Below are 19,693 nucleotides of genomic sequence, written 5' to 3' on the forward strand. Positions count from 1 at the left end.
GCGGGTCTTGCTGCAAGCTCTGAAGAAATTTCATGGGTTCAAACCTCTTATCTCATCGCTGAAGTCATCATGTTACCTCTTTCTGGCTTCTTAGGAAGATTGCTTTCAACACGCGTTTTCTTTACGATCTCGGCAATTGGATTTACGATTACCTCTATTCTTTGTGCAACAGCAACATCCATTGAAGAGATGATTATCTACCGTGCATTGCAAGGTTTTATTGGTGGAGGAATTATCCCAAGCGTTTTTGTCGCCTCTTATGTTCTTTTTCCTCCTTCCAAACGTCCAGTTGTCGTCCCTATTGTTGGACTCGTCGCAACACTCGCCCCCACAATTGGTCCAACGGTCGGCGGTTATCTCTGTCATCTCTTATCATGGCACTGGCTTTTTCTCATCAATGTGCCTTTTGGGATTATTATTTCAATTCTCGCTTGGAAATTAATTAATTTTGATAAAACAAACCCATCTCTCATGGCTAAATTTGATTGGTTGGGACTCATTTCTATGGCTGTTTTTTTAGGAACTTTAGAGTATATACTAGAAGAAGGCGCACATCATGATTGGTTAAATGATAGACTGATTCGAAATTTGTTCATTATCATGATTCTTGCTGCCGTCCTCTTCTTCTGGCGCGCTTTTACGGCAAAAGAGCCTATTGTTGATCTTACGGCTTTTTCTAATTTCAATTTTTCTGCTGCATCCATTTTTTCCTTTTCTTTGGGAATAGGTCTTTATGGACTCACATATCTTTATCCTGTTTATTTGAGCCAAATCCGCCATTATGATGCTCTCATGATTGGAGAAACATTGTTTCTTTCAGGATTCGTCATGCTATTAACCGCCCCCCTTGCCGGATATCTTTCCGCACGAATGGATCCACGTTTGATGATGGCGATAGGACTTTTGGGCTTTGCAATAGGAACTTGGATGGCAAGTTCTATCACAGACAACTGGGATTTTTGGCAACTCTTTTGGCCACAAGTTTTCCGTGGTGCTTCTGTCATGTTATGTATGGTTCCTGTTAATAACATTGCCTTGGGAACACTTCCGCCAGAACGCATGCAAAATGCTTCTGGACTTTTTAATCTCACACGGAATCTGGGGGGGGCTGTAGGGCTTGCCATTATCAGCACTCTCATGACAAAACGCACAGACTTCCACTACGAACGAATAGCCGAAACGCTCAATCACGCAAATAGACAAGCAACTGAAATGCTTTCAAAGCTTGCTTTATTCTTCAAAACAGAAACCTTTGATTCGTATACGCTTGCTCTTTCTCAACTATTTGGTATAGCGCGCATCCAAGCAACGATTATGGCTTTGAGTGATATTTTCTTTATCATAACCATCATCTTTGGTCTTTTGACATTTATGACCATTTTTCTCAAAAAAATACCACCCCTCACTGATTCTACACCAAGCCACTAGACTTAACCTAAATTGAGAAATATTTTATTGCTTCCCTTTATTCTCTATAACTTTATTGCCTTTTAAGAGATAAGACAAACCTACATATGATTCTAAACGATTTTTTCTGATAAAAATTCTTTTCAATGCATGGCTCTTTAGGCAGTAAAAAATAAAAGGGCAGAAAAATCATTAAAAGAATATTTGCCCTGTCATGAGAGTGCTCATCTTTCAGGCAATCTATTTTACGCCACTGTCTTCATAAAAACGATCCTGTAAGATTCTGTGCGCTTCACTCTTTTTAAGCTTACGAGAATAGATCACCTTTCTCTTTTCCTATTCTCCATGGTGCCCTCTTTCTTTGAAGTATTTCATAAAAGATTGATGATTCTTTTGAGTTTTATTTACGTCCCAATTTCCTTACGATCAGAGGCTGTTACTCTATATAGAACAATGATTTTTTGATTCTGCATGTGAAATTTGAAATGAGAATCCTGTATTCGACACGCTCATACCATTTGAAAAACATTGCCTTTAGAGTAAAGAAGTAAGAATATGTTTTTTAAGAAATTTTCAAACATGTGATTTTATTTTTTATGCTCTGTACAAACCCTTTGTTGCCTGCCAATAGGCGCTCTTTCAATGCTCGCAGTGTTGAAAAACGGAATGAATACAATCTTCAAGCCACTTTATGATGCTGAAAACGCCTAGAAACGGCTCGTTCCCCGCTCGCAACCAAAGTGCCATAACAACTAGAAAGATAGTGTGGTATCAGTTCCAAGGCTTGAAAACGATGCTTTTCGTAAGGACCAGGCATGGACAAATTTTCTGTTAAACGATTTGAAAAACCAAAACGTTGATAAAATTCACAATCTCCTACCAATAAAATAGCGCCATATCCTAATTTTTTGGCTCTTTCAATTGCATGGTGGACTAAAATGGATCCTATTCCCATACTAGAACATTCAGTAGCAACAGCCAAAGGTCCCAAAAGTAAAGCATGTTGTGTTTCATTTTTTTCTTTTAAAAAAGACACATGCCAAAGACGCACACTCCCCACAAGCTCACCAAGCGCATTTTTAACCACAAAAGAAAGCCCTTGAGCCGCTAACCGACCACGACGTAAAGCCTCTGATGACTTACGTTTACGTCCACGCCCCATCGTTGCATCAAGCAAAATTTCTCGATAAGGCTTGTCTGCTTCTTGCTCCAATAAAAGTGTAAAACGTGCCCCATTTTTTGTTTGAAAATTAATCGTGTTCATCTCGATGACCCACCCTCTTATAGTGCAATACGAGCACAGCAAAAAATCTAAAAACACCTATCGTTACAAGGAAATTTCAGATCACATACGATCGTAAAGGCTCAAAACCATTAAAGGCAACAGATGCGTAAGTTGCTGTGTAAGCACCCGTTCCATGGATTAATATCTTATCTCCTATTGTTAGAGATAAAGGAAGCGGATAAGGTGTTTTTTCATAGAGAACATCTGCCGAATCGCATGTTGGCCCAGCTAAAATACAAGGCTCCATAACCTTATCATCATGAGGGGTCTCAATAGGATAACGAATGGCTTCATCCATCGTTTCAGCAAGACCATTAAATTTTCCAATATCAAGATAAACCCATCGGACATTATCATTATCAGCTTTTTTAGAGATCAGAACAACTTCTGTGCGAATAACACCAGCATTGCCAACCATCGCACGCCCTGGCTCAATAATTGTCTCAGGAATACGATTACCAAAATGCTTTTTTAATGAATCAAAAACTGCCGTACCATAAACTTGTTCTGTAGGAACATCTTTCAAATAACGCGTTGGAAAACCACCCCCCATATTCACCAACTTCAGTGAAATACCTTCTTGTTCCAAATTTTTAAAAACCGCAGCCACATCCGATAAAGCACGATCCCACGCACTTAGATCAACTTGCTGAGATCCAACATGAAAAGAAACACCATGGGCTTGCAAACCTAATTGGTGTGCGCGTTTTAGCACATCAATCGCCATAGAAGGGACACAACCAAACTTGCGTGACAATGGCCACTCTGCACCTTTTCCATCGGTAAGAACTCGACAAAAAACACGTGCTCCAGGGGCAGCACGCGCAATTTTTTCCACTTCTTCAACACAATCAACGGCATAAAGTGAAACCCCCAATGCATAGGCACGCGCAATATCACGCTCTTTTTTAATTGTATTCCCAAAAGAAATACGCTCACCCGTTGCCCCTGCTTTTAAAGCCATTTCAATTTCTGCAACAGAAGCCGCATCAAAAGAAGATCCTAAAAAACTTAGCAAACGCAAGATCTCAGGGGCTGGGTTCGCCTTTATTGCGTAAAAAATACGAGACTGCGGCAGAGCTTTTTCAAAGTTTAAATAGTTGTCACGAACAACATCAAGGTCAACAATTAAACACGGACCTTCAGAACGATGTGCTGCAAGAAAATCGCGAATACGTTGCGTTGCCATCTGCAATTCTCCTCGAGGGAAAGCCCCCACTCTATGCTTGGACAGCCAAAACTGCCAAGAACCAAAAGACAAAGAACACACAACAACCATCCCCATTCTGATTACAAAAAACCAGAAATTAGCATTGCATGCAGCGAAAGAATAGCGCGAAAACCGCGTCATTCTACTTTATCTGCCTTTTTGATTGGAGTTGAGAAAAACACTTCCGCACTGAAGGCAATGAGGTGTGCCTCTATAGTAATCCCAGCATTTAAAAGCTGGAAGACACCAGAAAGGCCCGCACCGTCGTTGCTTCAAGATGTCCTCATTCTTGCAATTGGCTGTAAGAATGACTGGAGCGGTTAGTTCCAGGTACCGTACCGGTTGATCTCACCATTTGAGAACCAGCGGACACCCACAGGCACGTGCGACTTTGGGCAAGGAGACCTATAAAACGAATCCTTTCTCATTTCAATCATTTTTTTACTTTTAAACATTTTTTAATTCTTAAAGAGAACATGATGCTAAAAAGCAACACTCTCCGCCACCAGACAAAGCCATCCCCCCACTTTTATGAGATCACTCCCCTACACCATCCGTACAACAGAAATCACAATCTTGCTTTAAAAGTGCCTCTTGTTTAGCTTTCCCATTCTATTTTCCAACATCATCCATAGAAAACAACGCAACATATCACACTCAACATATTAATTTATAATTGATACTTTCATTATTCTAACCCTAGATCAAGAATCCAATCTTAAAATACTTTCATTTCCCCCTCTCTTGCAATGCATCAATCAAAATCATGTCTTTTCACATCACCAGTGTAAAACAGCGTGTGGCTACAAAACAGTTGAAAAAAGAGTAAAATATCTCTTATAAATCCTTTTTAATGCGAGGAATCCCAACATTGAAGTCTAGGGATATCTGGGCTGAATCAGCAGCATCTTTAAAGATAATGATATTCTTCCCCCCAACACCCTTTATCTTGCTCACTGATATCCTAAAAAAACATCCGTACTTTCAACATCCATTTCACTCTATCCTTAAAGCAAGAGATCATGTAAAATCACTGTATAATAGAGCTGGTATAGTATAACTCAACTGTGTTTCACCATCTTTAAGCTTCATCAAAAAGCAAGCCGATCATCATCACGCACTGAACCAATGTGCAACAGCTCTTGACATTTAAGAAGATTCATAAGAGGTATGTCTTTCTTGTATCATTTTACTCTACAGGACTTTCCTCGCTTGTGACGTGCAAAAGACATGGATTTTAATTGATTCAATATAGAAACAGTAAATTATTATAAATCAATGTTCTAGACTGTTCGTCAACGGTTTTTCTATTTTAAAATGAAAGGTATTTGAAAGACACAACCCTATTAAATAAGGAGAGTGAACAATCTATAATGATTATTTATCAATCAATAAATTAATGTAAAGAAAAAGACCGAATAACATCCAGTCTTATGAAATACTTTTCTTCGAAGATTAAAGACGCTTTTCTCTTAAATGTAGGAAAAAACGCTAAAATTTAAATCCCTACACGACCGATACCTTATGTTCCTTGATGCGCATCAATTGCACGCAACTTCAACAATTGAAATTGCCTATGGCGCTCACGAAAACGCTCTCTATCCGCTTCACTACGCGTGTTATAACAAGCCTCACAAGAAACACCTTCCTCATAATGAGGCGATAATTTGCTTTCAGCATTCAAAGGAGAACGACACGCGCGACAGAGCTCGCGTCCACATTCCTCAAGACCATGCTGCACAGAAACCCGCTCATCAAAAACAAAGCATTCTCCCCACCATAAACTTTCCTCTTTTGGGACCGTTTCCAAATATTTCAGAATTCCTCCTTTTAAATGGTACACTTGCTCATAACCAAGTTCACGAACATACGCTGTTGATTTTTCACAACGAATACCGCCTGTACAAAACATAGCAATTTTCTTTTTTTTCTTCAAATCAGCTTCATGTTGACGCACCCATTCAGGAAATTCGCGAAATGTTTTAATCTGTGGATCAATCGCTCCTTGAAAACTCCCAATTGCATATTCATAATCATTACGGGTATCGATCAAAATTGTTTCTTCATCTTGAATAAGAGCATTCCACTCTTCAGGCTCCACATAAGTCCCAACAACTTTTAGCGGATCAACCCCTTCAACCCCCATTGTCACAATTTCTTTTTTCAACCGCACTTTCATGCGATGAAAAGGCATTTTTGATGCCCATGAATATTTAATCTCCGGTGTTTGAAACGCTGGCTCAGCCGTAATAAAATCGATCAACGCCTCAATCGCTTCACAAGAACCAGCAACAGTTCCATTAATTCCCTCTTGTGCTAAAAGGAGGGTCCCTTTGATATCCTTTGCCCGACATAAATCCTGCAAAGGCTTTTGTAATTGACGATAATGCTTCAAATCTGCAAAGCAATAAAGTGCAGCAACTTTAAAATTCTTTTCCATGTGTTTTGCCATAACGTGCGTTTCATTCAATTTCAAGATCTATTCATATACTCTTTAACATATTGTGCTTAATCAAACGATATAAACAATACCATATCCAAAAAGAAAAAATATCATGTGCCAAAAAAGAGAAACCCTTTTATCATACCTCCAAGGACAAACCGTTATACCTATTTTGACCATCGACAATTTACAAAATGCTGTACCCTTAGCACGTGCTCTTGTCAAAGGCGGATTAAAAACAATTGAGATCACCTTGCGAACACCACACGCCCTCAAAACAATTCAGATAATGACACAAAAAGTCCCTGAAGCTATTTGTTGGAGCCGGAACAGTTCTCAACACAACACACTACGAACAAGCTGAACAAGCTGGAGCAAAATTTATCGTAAGCCCTGGATTATCAAATGAATTAATCAATTGTGCAAAAAATAGTGAAATTCCACTTCTTCCTGGTGCAATGACCCCAAGTGAACTCATGCAAGCATTCGATAAAGGCTATTCATATCTTAAATTTTTCCCTGCCAAAGCCGCTGGAGGTCTTGCCTTCATCCAAGCATTAGCCTCTCCTTTTTCTGAAATTTTCTTTTGCCCTACAGGCGGTCTAACACAAAAGAGTGCAACACAATGGCTCCAACTTCCTAACGTCTTCTGCGTTGGCGGTTCTTGGATAACGCCCTAACAGCTCATTGCCATAAAGGATTGGGATTCGATGAGTGCCTTAGCGCATACTGCATCAAAACTTCTCTCTCACCCTACAAAAGCGCGCTCTACAACATGAAGATGCGGGAGCATTATTCGCCCCTTCAACAAGACCAAAACCCTCACACATCCTTGCACAATCTTTTAACTCCTGCCATAGAACCACAAATCATCACCCGATCTTCATCAGGAAAAATTCTGGACAAGCCGGTTGCTTAAAAAAGCACCAGCCTCATCATCACCCTACAAAAGCGCGCTCTACAACATAAGTCGCTGGGGCATTATTCGCCCCTTCAACAAGACCAAAACCTTCACACATCCTTGCACAATCTTTTAACATTGCCATAGAACCACAAATCATCACCCGATCTTCATCAGGAGAAATTTTCGGTAAACCTGTCGTTTCAAAAAAAGCACCACTCTCCATAACAGTCGTAATGCGTCCCATATGCTCGGAAGGTTCACGCGTGGTCATAGGATAAAATTTCAACTGTTGTGCATATGTCCCAATCAGTGGATCTTGTTGCAAAGAGCAAACAAGGTCTTTTGCATAAGTCAACTCATTCTTTTCACGCGTTGTTTGAATAAGAATAACTTCTGAAAATTTCTCATAAGTGTCAGGATCACGAATAAGGCTTGCAAAAGGAGCAACCCCCGTACCAGTTGAAAGAAGATAAAGGCGTTTTCCAGGAATAAGAGCATCAAGAACCAGCGTTCCTGTAGATTTTTTACGCATAAGCACTGTATCACCAATTTTAATTTTTTGCAGATGCTCAGTTAATGGTCCTCCTGGAACTTTTATCGAAAAAAACTCAAGCTGTTCATCCCAAAAGGGACTTGCAATCGAATAAGCGCGATAAATCGGCTTTTTTGCATTTGGCAAACCGATCATAACAAATTCACCCGAACGAAAACGAAAACTTTCCGGACGATTCAAGCGAAATTTAAACAAACGATCTGTATAATGATAAACTTCTTGAACAGTAAGAGCGTATACATTCTCAGGAATCGGAAAATTTGAAGCAACGCTGCTGCTGTTTGACGGAACATTGGTAGCAGACGTATTCATACTCTTCCCCATATCTTTATTGAACGTTAAGTTTCGAGTCCCTGACGTGATATAATACTTGCATAAACATCTGCCAACAATTTTCTTAAAACAAAAGTCTTAAGATTAACATTTTTATGTCCAAATTAATCGAATGAAGAAAATGCCAATACAAATCATATTCAAAGAAAAATAAAAATTTTGAGCCTTAAACAATCACTGCACTCTCTTCGCCTTTTTAACACACAACGCATATTTTCCATTGTTAAGAAAGCCATGTATGTTAATCAAAACAACCTCATCCGCAACCAACAGCATAACATTGCACTCTTCAAAATGATACAATACAATAAGTTATGCTTTATTTTTTTAATACGCCTCAACAAGAGAAAACAAGTAAAAAACAAAAGCCTATGTTTTACAAATTATCAGAAGGCACCGTGTTGCTAACAACACAAATAAAACTAAAATATCTCTTATATTCAGAGTATCATTTTACATAAAAAACAACTTTCATGGTGCATAATTCAGTATGGAAGACTTAATGATTTTAACTGTCGCAGACAATATCCTTTCCTTTTATCTAAGGAATCTCTGTAAAATAACCAAAGAAAAAACCGTACGTACAAACAAAGATAAGATTTAAAAATGAATAAATCCGTTAATGATGAAATAAACACACACCTCTATGCAGCTGTCGCAACCATTGATGTCAGTGCTATTGTGGCCAATTATATCACTTTAGCCAAACGGGTAGCGCCAACACAATGTTCAGCCGTTGTCAAAGCAAATGCCTATGGGCTAGGTACTCACAAAATTGCCCCTGCCCTTTATCAAGCGGGGTGTCGTACTTTTTTTGTTGCTCAAATCAGAGAAGCATTGCACTTAAAAAGCATTTTACCATCAGATGTCACGATTGCTCTTCTAAATGGACTTCCACACTTAGCAGAAGAGTTTGTAGCACAGTCTGGTATTGTTCCTGTCCTAAACTCTTGGAATGCCATTGAAATTTGGCAAAAGATTTGTCAAAAAAAGGATAAAAAATTTCCAGCAATTGTTCAGATCGATACCCATATGAACCGATTAGGACTTGATCAAAAAGAATTACAAAAACTCATCAAACGCCCTACAATTTTTGAAAACGCAGACATAAAATATATTCTCAGCCACCTTGCTAACGGAGAGGATGATACTCACCCATCAAATTATACCCAATTAACTTCTTTCAAAACAGCCCTTGCACAACTGCCCCCTTGTAAAGTTTCCTTTGCAAATTCTGGAGGTATTTTTTTAGGCTCAGATTTTTATTTTGACCTCGTTCGCCCCGGTATTGCACTTTATGGAATCGACCCTTCAGGAAAACACCCATCCCTTCTAAAACCTGTTTTAAAACTTGAAGCCCAAGTCATTCAAAACCGTGTTGTTGGTGCAGGAGCACCTGTTGGTTATGGAGAAAGCTTTATAACCAACAGACCAAGCACTCTTGCAACCATTTCTATTGGCTATGCAGATGGTTGGCTTCGTGCTCTTTCAAATAAAGGAGCTGTTTATTTCAATGGGCACAAACTTCCCATGGTTGGGCGCGTTTCTATGGATTCCATTATTGTAGATACAACCGATCTTGATCAAAAACCTCAAACAGGTGACTGGGTAGAACTCATTGGTCCCCATCAAACACTTGAAAAAATATCTTTAGATGCCAACACCCTTCCCAATGAAATTCTAACATCTCTTGGATCACGCTATAAATACATTTACACCTAAAGGCTCTTTAAACAAATAAACCGATACAAATCATCATTTTAGAAAATCAGAGAGCTTTTACGAAAGTTTTTACAACAATCAATCATATAGCATAGTCATGAGACACCGCCCATTCACAGAAGTCTCAAAATAGACAAATTGATGGGCTGTTTTATAAAAGTAAACGTCACCCAAAACACAAAAATTGAACTTTTTTCTCACATAAATTAACGAAGATGATAAACTGAGGAATGATTTTCACCTTTACAGCTTTTACATTTTTCCAAAATGAGATTGTCTTTCAGTTTTAAAGATGCCCCCAACAGAGATAGACAATCCCTCGCCCTCATCTGGCATACAGCCATGAAAAAGCTGGAACTGTTCATAAAGCCTTTTTTTGCCTCACTCTCTATCGCAAATATGCTGCTATATTAGGTTTGGATATTGATTGATGGGCAACAGCTAAAGCACACGCGCTCTTAAAAAAATTAAGCCATAAAGTCAAAAACTGATTTGCAATAAACTAGAAAAATGTGTCGGCTTTTTATTAAGGGACTCTGTAAAAAACAACCATAACACCATTTCATTTGGCTTTATGTTTACTTATTCTGACAGGTGTTCATCCATATTTTTTGCGTCATCTTCATAAAAAGTCGGTAGAAGAGAAATATTTAGACAATGCTTGGCTCGAAAATCTGAAAAGTTGACGAGATACAACAACAAAGTTTCGCATACCTTTATGATTAAAAGCACTAAAAGTGAATTTATTCCTTCTGCAACCGATCATAGTCTTTTTAGTGAGAATAGCATGTCACACCCCATGTACTAAACTGTAAACCCTATCCCCATAGGTTTTGCTTTCGTTTATGTGGAGATTGGCTGGCTTAGAAATAACCGATGCGCCTAGTCAACTCAAACCATGTCATACGATAGAAAAAAAGGAGAGTATACCTATCGCTTACAAAGTACAGCTTTTTTGTCAACTTTTTCGATTTTGCTCATGTTATAAAAACAAGGAAAAATTCTAGAAAATAGACAAATAACGCCATAGGAGCATGGCTCAATAAACACAAAGCCCACACAAAATGTGCAGGCTTTTTTTCTTTATACAAATAAACAAATTAAGTACATATTTTTTATTTAATAAGTATTTCCCAAGGGTGGACACGAACAAATAAGCATCCTGTCTCCCGCAACATTATCAATCCGCGATACAGGAGGCCAATATTTATTGGCTGGATCAAGGGAACTATTGGGAAAAGCAGCTTCTTGTCGCGAATAGGGTCGCGCCCAAGCATCATCTAAAGTATCTGCGACTGTATGAGGAGCATTCACCAATGGATTATTGTCTTTTGGCCAAACCCCATTCCCAACTTTTTTTGCTTCTTCAGCAATCGAGAGTAATGCATCACAAAAACGGTCAATCTCTGCTTTTGGTTCTGATTCCGTTGGCTCAATCATCAAAGTTCCCGGAACAGGAAACGACATCGTAGGCGCGTGGAATCCATAATCAATGAGACGTTTTGCAATATCATCAACACTCACCCCATACTGATCTTTTAACAGGCGTGTATCCACAATACATTCATGGGCAACACGTCCATGTTTGCCTCGATAAAGAATGGAATAAGTGGGTGAAAGACGTGCAGCAATATAATTAGCATTTAAAATAGCTATTTGCGTTGCATATTTTAAGCCATCAGCGCCCATCATTCGAATATACATCCACGTAATGGCAAGAATAGACGCACTTCCATAAGGCGCTGCCGAAACCGCATAGGTTGTGCCATCTTGTTCATGCCCTGGTAAGAAGGACTTGAGATGCGCTGCGACCCCAATTGGTCCCATCCCAGGACCACCCCCTCCATGGGGAATAGCAAATGTTTTATGCAGATTCATATGACAAACATCAGCCCCAATATCTGCAGGACGCGCAAGCCCTACAAGTGCATTGAGATTAGCGCCATCAAAATAAACTTGTCCGCCATTTTCATGAATAATGGAACAAATTTCCTTAATACTTTCTTCATAAACACCATGGGTTGAAGGATAAGTAATCATGAGAGCAGCCAATTTATCCTTATGCAATTGCGCTTTCATTTTGAGATCATCTACATCAACATCGCCATCACTTAAACATTTTACCACCATAACTTCCATGCCCGCCATATGCGCCGAAGCTGGGTTTGTACCATGCGCAGAAGCAGGAATAAGACAAATAGTCCGTTGATGTTCTCCCCGTGAGTGGTAATAGCGTCGAATAGCCAAAAGCCCCGCATATTCACCTTGAGCACCAGAATTTGGCTGAAAAGACACTTGCGCAAATCCTGTAATTTCACACAACCACGCATTTAACTGATTAATCATCTCCAAATAACCCGCCGCATCCTCTTGTGAAACAAAAGGATGTATATTGGCCATGCTCGCCCAACTTACAGGCACCAATTCAGCTGCCGCATTCAGCTTCATTGTGCAAGAACCAAGAGGGATCATCGCCCGATCCAGTGCCAAATCCTTATCGGCTAAACGACGCAAAAAGCGCATCATATCTGTCTCTGAATGAACCGCATGAAAAACGGGTTGAGAAAGAAAAGCACCATCCCGCCTTTGACCAAAGAGTCTTGGAGACACCTGATCAACGAGTTTTGCACCTAAAAGCTGTGCTAGAGCAGAAGCATCTTCTTCTGTCGACAGTTCATCAAAATTGATTGCAACAGTATTATCATCGAAGACACGAACAAGGCGTCCACTCATCTTGGCTTGATGTGCAATTTCTCGCGCTTTCCCCTTCACAACAATGCTAACACAATCAAAAAAAGCTTCACCTTCACAAGAAATGCCAGCAGCCTCTAAACCAGCAACAAAACGACATGTTAAATGATGAATCCGCTGTGCAATTTCTTGTAAGCCTTTTGGTCCATGCCAAACAGCATAAGCGGTTGCCATATTAGCCAACAAAGCCTGAGCTGTACAAATATTTGATGTCGCTTTATCCCGTCGAATATGTTGTTCACGTGTTTGCAAAGCTAAACGAAAACCAACGCGCCCTTCTGTATCGGCGGATTGCCCCACTATACGCCCTGGAATAAGGCGTGTGAGCGCATCACTCACCGCAAGGTAGCCAGCATGGGGACCACCAAACCCCATCGGAACACCATAACGCTGCATCGAACCGACAACAATATCAGCGCCCCATTTTGCCGGTGCTTCCATAAGCGTAAGCGCTAAAGGATCAGCCACAACAATAACCAGCGCACCTTTTTCCTTTGCCTCTTTTATGACCTCACTATAATCATGAAAAGAACCTTTTGTATCGGGCCAAGAGAGAACAATTGCCGCTGTATCAGAACAAATTTCCTTCTCAAAGCTGATCCGAATGCCTTGTGTTTCAGCACGCGTTTGCACAACACTCAAAGTCTGAGGATGTAAAAGACTCTGAAGATAAATTTTTGTTTTTTTCTCCCGCGCAAAACGAAAAGCAAGAGCATTGGCTTCCGCTAAAGCAGTTGCTTCATCAAGAAGAGAAGCAGCAGCAACAGGCAAACCTGTCAGTTCACTGATCAATGTCTGAAAATAAAACAGGAGTTCTAAACGACCTTGACTAATTTCTGCTTGATACGGCGTATAAGCGGTATACCAAGCTGGATTTTCAAACAAATTTCGTAAAATAACCGGAGGCACAAATGTTCCATGATATCCTTGCCCAATAAAACTTTTGTGCACACAATTACGCGCCATCATGTTGGAGAGTTCTTCCAAGGCTTGGCTCTCACTCGCAGCCTTGGGAAGATTCAATGAACGTCCCAAATGGATAGAATTGGGAACCGCTTGAGAAATGAGTGTATCAACACTATCGAGCTCTAAAACATCAAGCATTTTTTGTGTTTCATCAGGACGCAGCCCAATATGTCGAGAAGAAAAAGAACGCTCGATCATGACACTCATCCAATCAAAGCTTTATAAGCATCTTCATCCAACAACCCTTCCAGTTGTGTTTCATCCTGCACTGTCATTTTCCATAACCAGCCTTCTGTTTCGGCTTTCTGGTTTACCAATTCAGGATTATCAGCCAGTGCTTCATTGATTTCGACCACTTCACCATCAAGAGGAGAATAAACATCTGAAGCTGCTTTAACGGATTCCACAACAGCCGCCGCCTCACCTTTGGAAAGTTTTGTCCCATTTTGGGGTAAATCAACAAAAACCAAATCGCCTAATTGCTCTTGCGCATAATGTGTAACCCCAACAGTCACCATTTGTCCTTCAACGCTAAGCCATTCGTGGTCTTGTGTAAAATAAGTTTTAGACATAAAAAATCATCCTTTAAAATAACGTTGTTCAACAAAGGGAAGAGAATGCACTGAAAGTGCAATCTTTTTGCCTCGCAATTCTGTAAAGACTTCTGTTCCTTCAACTTTACACGCAACAGGAACATACCCCATCGCGACAGGACCATCAAAAGAAGGACCAAAACCACCGGATGTTACCACGCCAATCTCATTGCCCTGTTCATCGAGAAGCACCGCACCGGCACGAATAGGTTGGCGCGTTTGCGGTTTTAATCCAACACGACAACGATCAGGTCCTTTTTGCAGCGCTTCAAGAAAAGCCTTTGCACCGTAAAATTGTGCTTTTTCTCGGACACTTTTAGGAACAGCCCATGTTAAAGCTGCATCAATAGGTGTCGTCTCAGGGGTAATATCATTTCCATGCAAACACAACCCTGCTTCCAACCGCAAGCTATCGCGTGCAGCAAGTCCAATCCACTCAACACGCGAATCACTCAGCAATTTTTCAGCCAACATATGCGCATGCCCTATGGGCAAAGCAATTTCAAAACCATCCTCTCCGGTATACCCAGAACGCGTTATAAACCAATCTTGTTGTGGTTCGAATCCCTGCATAAAGAACAATTCATTCCCTGGCAAATCGGCATCAGCCAGAACAGCTGCGGCTTCAGGACCTTGAAGAGCAAGCAATACCCTTTCAAGGGCAATCACTTGACATTCAAAATCACCAGCACGCTTTTTCAGTTCTTCAAAATCAGCCTGTGCATTCCCGGCATTGGCAACCAACATAAAACGGTGCTCATCCAAACGAGTAATGATCAGATCATCAAGAATACCAGCCTGCTCATTTAGCAAATAATTATACCGTGAGTGCCCAATCTTTAAAGCTGCTGCATCAATAGGAAAAGCATAGGATAAAAATTCTACGGCTTGTGCCCCTTCAACGGCAATCAATTTCATATGAGAAATATCAAAAAGTCCTGCATGTGCACGGGTATGAAGATGTTCTTTCAAAACGCCAAGAGGATAAGTTAAAGGCATATTCCACCCCGCAAAAGCACCAAATTTTGCTCCTGCTTTTTCATGCAGATCATATAAAGGAAGTGTTTTTAAAAAAGATGTTTCTTGTTGTGTGCCCATAATAACTCCAAAGCTGCGCTAACGCCCACACAATATGGTCGTCTCTGCACCCCTCTGTCATCAACCTGAGAGACTCGCGAAAAGACTTTCGCTTACACCTTCGGCGCGGGCTCTCCCGACTTTCCAGATCTGCCTTCCTCCTTTTACGGTCCTTAAAGCCTGAGAGATTATGGGCTATTTCCCCTTCGGCGGCAATGCGAAAACTTGCAATTTGCACTCTCCCGCAAAAGAATGAAAGAAACGATAACGTTCTCTCCAGCATGTGCTAATCTATAACCTATCTTTATCGCACTGTCATTAGTAAAGTGATAAACGTACTCTCATTTTAAAACTTGCATAAGCTGCTTCAAAAGATTTATAATAGTTCCCTTTTGAAGCTTACAAAAATTGTAAGGAACACATTTTAGGAAATTTAGAACAAAAATCAAAAGCTATAGATAAAAATACCTCTTGAAAATCGTGCAAAACGTCACACACTAAAAAGATCGCAAAGCAGTATTCTTTCGTGTGCAATTCAGCCTTAAGAGTAGGGTTTTATATCCTTTTAAGAATCAAGAATAAAGACTTCAAGTATTGTATAAGGTTGATTTTAATGCACAAGAAGTGGATTTTCTGCTTTCTTAATAATGTCGTAAAATGCAACGATTGACAGGCTAAAATTACCGAATAAAGGTCACAATATACTCATGAAAGCTGGTAATATCTCCTACAATTGCGAAAATGATCTTCCAAAGCAAATTGCTCTTTTCCCTTTAGAAGGTGCACTCTTACTGCCCGGGGGGTTTTTATCGCTCAACATTTTTGAACCAGAATCGCTTGAAATGATTGAAAATGTTATGGTATCCGATCGTCTCTTGGGCATTATTCAACCCCTTTCATCGGATACGGACCGCTTTTCTACACAACTTTATAAAACAGGTTGTATAGGACGTATTACAAACTACAGTGAAACAGGCAATGGACAACTGTTCATTATCTTACAAGGTGTTTGCCGTTTCACCTTAGAACAAGAATTGACAAATACAAAGTCCTATCGAACAGCTCTCATCCAATCAAACATCAAAGACTTACAAGAACTCGATATTGAAGAAAGCATTCATCGAGAAAGCTTACTTGACGTTGTTGAGAAATATCTGACCATTCATGAAATGGAATATAATTGGAGCAGTATCATAGAAGCCCCAACACCGATATTGGTGAATGCTTTTTCAGCGCTTATTCCCTTTACACCGGCAGAAAAACAAGCTCTCCTTGAAGCCCCCGATATCAAAAGTCGTGCCCAAACGCTTCTCGCATTAACAGAACGCTCCCTCATGAAACAAACAGGAACAGATTATCGTTTAAACTAATGAACGTAAAAACATGAAAAAAATGACCACAGATCCTAAAATGCTCGAATTGCTTGTCTGCCCAATGACGAAAGGCACGCTTTCTTTCAACCGAAAAACACAAGAGCTTATTTCTCTCAAAGCCAAACTTGCCTATCCTATTCGTGATGGTGTTCCCATTATGCTTGCTTCAGAAGCGCGTCCTTTGCAAAACAATGAAAAAACAACTCATAAAAAATAAACACTCTTTAGGCAATTTTTCTTTCAAAAGCCCACTGTTATTAAACTTCTATCAAGATGATATCTTAGTGTCTTGAGAAAAAGAATTTTACAATTCGACTTTACAACTTTTCAAAGCCTCTCAAACGATATTTTTATCTATCGTGGATGCCTTGATGACATCAAAACTTGAAAAAACCAACAAGGAAAATGGGCTGTAATTTCAATTGACGATTGAAAGCTATTGCCTTAAGGTTTAATCAGTATACATGGCGGTCAGGGGGCTTTCAAATTCAAACATTAAATCCTGTTTTGTAAATATTGTGAAACTTCCGGGACTCTTGTTATGTCCAAGTGCATCTTACGCACTAAAAGCAAGAGGCTGTTTTGAGTCAGCACTTCCAGATCCCGGAAGTCCCCAATCCTGAAAGTTGAATGCCGAGGGTGCTCGCACCTGAAAGGCATAGGTATAAGCCCAATATCCAGATTTAATGACATTTCTATAGGCTAATCTATAAGCTAAAAAATGCACTTTATTTTCTTGGAATAAGCAATTTGAATTTCAATTGACGACTGAAAGCAATTGCCTTATGAAGGGGGATTGTGTTTTTGGTCGTATACGCGACGATCAAATAGGGCCTGGAAGCCCTAACATCGAACGCAGAATGAATCCGCTTTGCGGGTGTCCCGGAATTTCCGGGGGCTCTTGTTATGTCCAAGTGCATCTTAAGCACTAAAAGCAAGAGGTTGATTCGATGTCAGCACTTCCAGACCCCGGAATACCAATGCGAGGGCGCTCGCAACCGGAGGGGAAACAAAGTGCAAGCTAAAAATTCACATTCTTACGACATTTCTTTAGGCCAAAAAATTCGCTTCAGAAGAAATATGATGGGGTTTTCTCAAAAACAATTAGGAAGTCATTTGGGCGTAACGTTTCAACAAATCCAAAAATATGAAAAAGGTTTAAATCGTGTGAGCGCAGCACGTTTACAGGAAATTGCTGATGTACTGGGTGTTCCCGTTTCCTTCTTTTACGCTGAGTGCGCAAAAAAAGAAGAGACTTCCTCGCATTGTGATGACAGAATATCGAGTAAAGCAGAATATTTACTTTTGAAAAATTTCAGAGAGCTTACCCGCAAAAAACAAAGAGCAATTTTGCAGTTGATTTCTGATGAAAAAAACAGCCCCTTATTTTTATGAATTTACTGAAAAGCCCTCAACTGTTCTGAATAACATTGAAAAGCATTTTAACTGTCTCCGCCCCAAAAGACGAAGATTTTTATCCAATCTGGAAACAGTCTGAATAGAAATTTTTGTCTTTAGAGAGAGGGAAGAAATCAAATAATTGGACACTTAACAGATAAAAGACAAAAAAATCTTCCAAGGCGATGCGCCATACCATCTTTTAAAAACTCAAAAGTGTGAAGAGAAACAATTGACAGAAGAGAAAAAATTCACTTAAGTGCTCTCGCAAAGAGATGAAGAATTCGCATAAAATATTCAATTTTTTTCACTTCTGAAAGATTAAAAAAGACAATATTATTTGCAATACAATACTTTATTGTGCTGACAATTCTGATTGTTGTGCACAACATGGGATTTGTTGAAGATATAATTTAATGATGTTCCTTGACCAACTCATTCTCTCCTGAGTATAGCGCGGGGAATAAACGTGGAGAGACACGAAGGAGTATAGAAAATGAGTTTTAAAGTTGCAATTGTCGGCGCAACAGGAAATGTCGGTCGTGAAATGCTTACAATTTTAGAAGAGCGTGGTTTTCCTGCGCATGAAATTGTTCCTCTGGCATCACGACGCTCATTAGGACAAGAAGTTTTTTATGGAGACAAAACTTTAAAAGTAAAAGCTCTGGATACGTATGATTTTTCTGACACAGATTTGTGTCTTATGTCTGCGGGAGGAAGCATTTCCAAAGAATATGCTCCTAAAATCGCGGCAGCGGGCTGTGTCGTTATCGACAATTCCTCTACATGGCGCTATAATGCCAATGTTCCGTTAATTGTCCCTGAAGTCAATGCTGAAGCTATAAATACCTTTTCTAAGCGTAATATTATCGCCAATCCTAATTGTTCAACAATTCAACTGGTCTTAGCTTTAAAACCTCTCCATGATGCTGCTATCATTAAGCGGGTTGTTGTCTCTACATATCAATCTGTCTCTGGAGCTGGTAAAGAAGGAATGGACGAACTTTTCGAACAATCCCGCGCTGTGTTTGTTGCAGATCCTATTACATCAAAAAAATTCACCAAACGCATTGCCTTTAATGTCATTCCTCATATCGATGTTTTCATGGAAGATGGTTATACAAAAGAAGAATGGAAAATGACGGCTGAAACGAAGAAAATTCTTGATCCGAAAATTAAACTCACAGCCACGGCTGTTCGGGTTCCTGTCTTTATCGGGCATGCAGAAGCCGTCCATGTTGAATTTGAAAAACCACTCAGCGTATCTGAAGCGCAAGCGCTCTTCCGCGATGCCCCTGGTTGTCAACTTATCGATAAACACGAAGATGGTGGCTATACCACGCCTTATGAAAGTACAGGGGAAGATGACACCTTTATTAGCCGTGTTCGTGAAGATATCACCGTTGAAAATGGTTTAGCTTTCTGGGTTGTCGCCGATAATTTAAGAAAAGGAGCCGCATTGAATGCCGTTCAAATTGCTGAATTGCTCATTTCTCGTAATTTGATAAAGCCTACGTCTGCCAATTAACGCCCTATCTAAAAGGACGAAGAATCCTAGCCGGTCTGTCAAAAGTCCGGCTTCTCTTCAAAAAAATCTTCCCCTACTGTGGATTTATATCATCACCCTAAAAGATAACCATTCAGGGAATTAACAAATTCTACTCTTAAATATCCTTGG

Annotated in this window: 13 protein-coding genes, 1 pseudogene and 1 riboswitch (1 of these 15 only partly in view); of the genes and pseudogenes, 7 read left to right on the plus strand and 7 right to left on the minus strand. The window is 39.9% G+C overall.

From position 1 onward, the window contains the following. On the plus strand, positions 1 to 1,428 hold the 3' portion of the coding sequence (locus tag NNJ85_RS06635) for a DHA2 family efflux MFS transporter permease subunit (RefSeq protein ID WP_254474631.1). 144 nt of this gene lie to the left of the window's left edge; only the last 1,428 of its 1,572 coding nucleotides appear in the window; its start codon lies off the left edge, out of view; its stop codon occupies positions 1,426 to 1,428. 658 nt (positions 1,429 to 2,086) lie between these two features. On the opposite strand, the gene NNJ85_RS06640 is transcribed toward NNJ85_RS06635, so the two are convergent. The 3 genes from NNJ85_RS06640 to NNJ85_RS06650 all read right to left on the minus strand — a co-directional run bounded on the left by NNJ85_RS06640 (position 2,087) and on the right by NNJ85_RS06650 (position 6,342). Then, positions 2,087 to 2,671: a GNAT family N-acetyltransferase gene (locus tag NNJ85_RS06640; RefSeq protein WP_254474633.1), complete on the minus strand. Its 585-nt coding sequence runs from the start codon at positions 2,669 to 2,671 to the stop codon at positions 2,087 to 2,089. A 76-nt stretch (positions 2,672 to 2,747) separates the two neighbouring features. Next, positions 2,748 to 3,881, minus strand: a complete 1,134-nt coding sequence (locus tag NNJ85_RS06645; protein WP_254474635.1) for a type III PLP-dependent enzyme — start codon at positions 3,879 to 3,881, stop codon at positions 2,748 to 2,750. Positions 3,882 to 5,424: 1,543 nt separating this feature from the next. Then, the gene (locus NNJ85_RS06650; protein ID WP_254474637.1) at positions 5,425 to 6,342 is read right to left on the minus strand and encodes a rhodanese-related sulfurtransferase; all 918 of its coding nucleotides are present in this window, start codon (positions 6,340 to 6,342) and stop codon (positions 5,425 to 5,427) included. 115 nt (positions 6,343 to 6,457) lie between these two features. Here NNJ85_RS06650 and eda point away from each other — a divergent pair. Further along, positions 6,458 to 7,124: pseudogene (gene eda / locus NNJ85_RS06655) on the plus strand (bifunctional 4-hydroxy-2-oxoglutarate aldolase/2-dehydro-3-deoxy-phosphogluconate aldolase). 159 nt (positions 7,125 to 7,283) lie between these two features. Here eda and NNJ85_RS06660 read toward each other — a convergent pair. Further along, entirely contained in the window at positions 7,284 to 8,114 is an 831-nt protein-coding gene (locus NNJ85_RS06660; protein WP_254474639.1) for a ferredoxin--NADP reductase, read from the minus strand. Between the two features lie 627 nt (positions 8,115 to 8,741). Between NNJ85_RS06660 and alr the strand changes: the two genes are divergently transcribed. After that, positions 8,742 to 9,857, plus strand: coding sequence for an alanine racemase (alr, locus tag NNJ85_RS06665; protein ID WP_254474641.1), 1,116 nt, complete (start codon positions 8,742 to 8,744; stop codon positions 9,855 to 9,857). 1,119 nt (positions 9,858 to 10,976) lie between these two features. Here alr and gcvP read toward each other — a convergent pair. Genes gcvP through gcvT form a run of 3 tightly spaced genes read right to left on the minus strand, consistent with a single transcriptional unit; the run spans position 10,977 to position 15,265 of the window. After that, positions 10,977 to 13,772, minus strand: a complete 2,796-nt coding sequence (gcvP, locus tag NNJ85_RS06670; RefSeq protein WP_254474643.1) for an aminomethyl-transferring glycine dehydrogenase — start codon at positions 13,770 to 13,772, stop codon at positions 10,977 to 10,979. Positions 13,773 to 13,777: 5 nt separating this feature from the next. Continuing rightward, the gene (gene gcvH, locus NNJ85_RS06675) at positions 13,778 to 14,146 is read right to left on the minus strand and encodes a glycine cleavage system protein GcvH (RefSeq protein ID WP_254474644.1); all 369 of its coding nucleotides are present in this window, start codon (positions 14,144 to 14,146) and stop codon (positions 13,778 to 13,780) included. Positions 14,147 to 14,152: 6 nt separating this feature from the next. Continuing rightward, positions 14,153 to 15,265, minus strand: coding sequence for a glycine cleavage system aminomethyltransferase GcvT (gene gcvT, locus NNJ85_RS06680; RefSeq protein WP_254474646.1), 1,113 nt, complete (start codon positions 15,263 to 15,265; stop codon positions 14,153 to 14,155). 136 nt (positions 15,266 to 15,401) lie between these two features. Next, positions 15,402 to 15,499, minus strand: a riboswitch (glycine riboswitch). Positions 15,500 to 15,951: 452 nt separating this feature from the next. On the opposite strand from gcvT, the gene NNJ85_RS06685 reads away from it, so the two are divergent. The 4 genes from NNJ85_RS06685 to NNJ85_RS06700 all read left to right on the plus strand — a co-directional run bounded on the left by NNJ85_RS06685 (position 15,952) and on the right by NNJ85_RS06700 (position 19,543). Then, positions 15,952 to 16,614: an LON peptidase substrate-binding domain-containing protein gene (locus NNJ85_RS06685; RefSeq protein WP_144755123.1), complete on the plus strand. Its 663-nt coding sequence runs from the start codon at positions 15,952 to 15,954 to the stop codon at positions 16,612 to 16,614. A 13-nt stretch (positions 16,615 to 16,627) separates the two neighbouring features. Then, positions 16,628 to 16,834: a Trm112 family protein gene (locus tag NNJ85_RS06690; RefSeq protein WP_139412298.1), complete on the plus strand. Its 207-nt coding sequence runs from the start codon at positions 16,628 to 16,630 to the stop codon at positions 16,832 to 16,834. 797 nt (positions 16,835 to 17,631) lie between these two features. Next, a complete protein-coding gene (locus NNJ85_RS06695; protein ID WP_254474648.1) occupies positions 17,632 to 18,012 on the plus strand; it encodes a helix-turn-helix domain-containing protein in 381 nt (126 codons plus the stop codon). Positions 18,013 to 18,511: 499 nt separating this feature from the next. After that, entirely contained in the window at positions 18,512 to 19,543 is a 1,032-nt protein-coding gene (locus tag NNJ85_RS06700; RefSeq protein WP_254474650.1) for an aspartate-semialdehyde dehydrogenase, read from the plus strand. The last annotated feature ends 150 nt before the right edge of the window (positions 19,544 to 19,693 follow it).

Origin of the sequence: Bartonella sp. B1098, from assembly GCF_944896145.1 — a bacterium.
Lineage (GTDB): Bacteria > Pseudomonadota > Alphaproteobacteria > Rhizobiales > Rhizobiaceae > Bartonella.

What these genes read in the sequence shown, in the direction of transcription:
- NNJ85_RS06640 (WP_254474633.1), bottom strand. Translation starts at nt 2,671, where the DNA reads ATGAACACGATTAATTTTCAAACAAAAAATGGGGCACGTTTTACACTT.
- NNJ85_RS06645 (WP_254474635.1), bottom strand. Translation starts at nt 3,881, where the DNA reads ATGGCAACGCAACGTATTCGCGATTTTCTTGCAGCACATCGTTCTGAA.
- NNJ85_RS06650 (WP_254474637.1), bottom strand. Translation starts at nt 6,342, where the DNA reads ATGGAAAAGAATTTTAAAGTTGCTGCACTTTATTGCTTTGCAGATTTG.
- NNJ85_RS06660 (WP_254474639.1), bottom strand. Translation starts at nt 8,114, where the DNA reads ATGAATACGTCTGCTACCAATGTTCCGTCAAACAGCAGCAGCGTTGCT.
- alr (WP_254474641.1), top strand. Translation starts at nt 8,742, where the DNA reads ATGAATAAATCCGTTAATGATGAAATAAACACACACCTCTATGCAGCT.
- gcvP (WP_254474643.1), bottom strand. Translation starts at nt 13,772, where the DNA reads ATGATCGAGCGTTCTTTTTCTTCTCGACATATTGGGCTGCGTCCTGAT.
- gcvH (WP_254474644.1), bottom strand. Translation starts at nt 14,146, where the DNA reads ATGTCTAAAACTTATTTTACACAAGACCACGAATGGCTTAGCGTTGAA.
- gcvT (WP_254474646.1), bottom strand. Translation starts at nt 15,265, where the DNA reads ATGGGCACACAACAAGAAACATCTTTTTTAAAAACACTTCCTTTATAT.
- NNJ85_RS06685 (WP_144755123.1), top strand. Translation starts at nt 15,952, where the DNA reads ATGAAAGCTGGTAATATCTCCTACAATTGCGAAAATGATCTTCCAAAG.
- NNJ85_RS06690 (WP_139412298.1), top strand. Translation starts at nt 16,628, where the DNA reads ATGAAAAAAATGACCACAGATCCTAAAATGCTCGAATTGCTTGTCTGC.
- NNJ85_RS06700 (WP_254474650.1), top strand. Translation starts at nt 18,512, where the DNA reads ATGAGTTTTAAAGTTGCAATTGTCGGCGCAACAGGAAATGTCGGTCGT.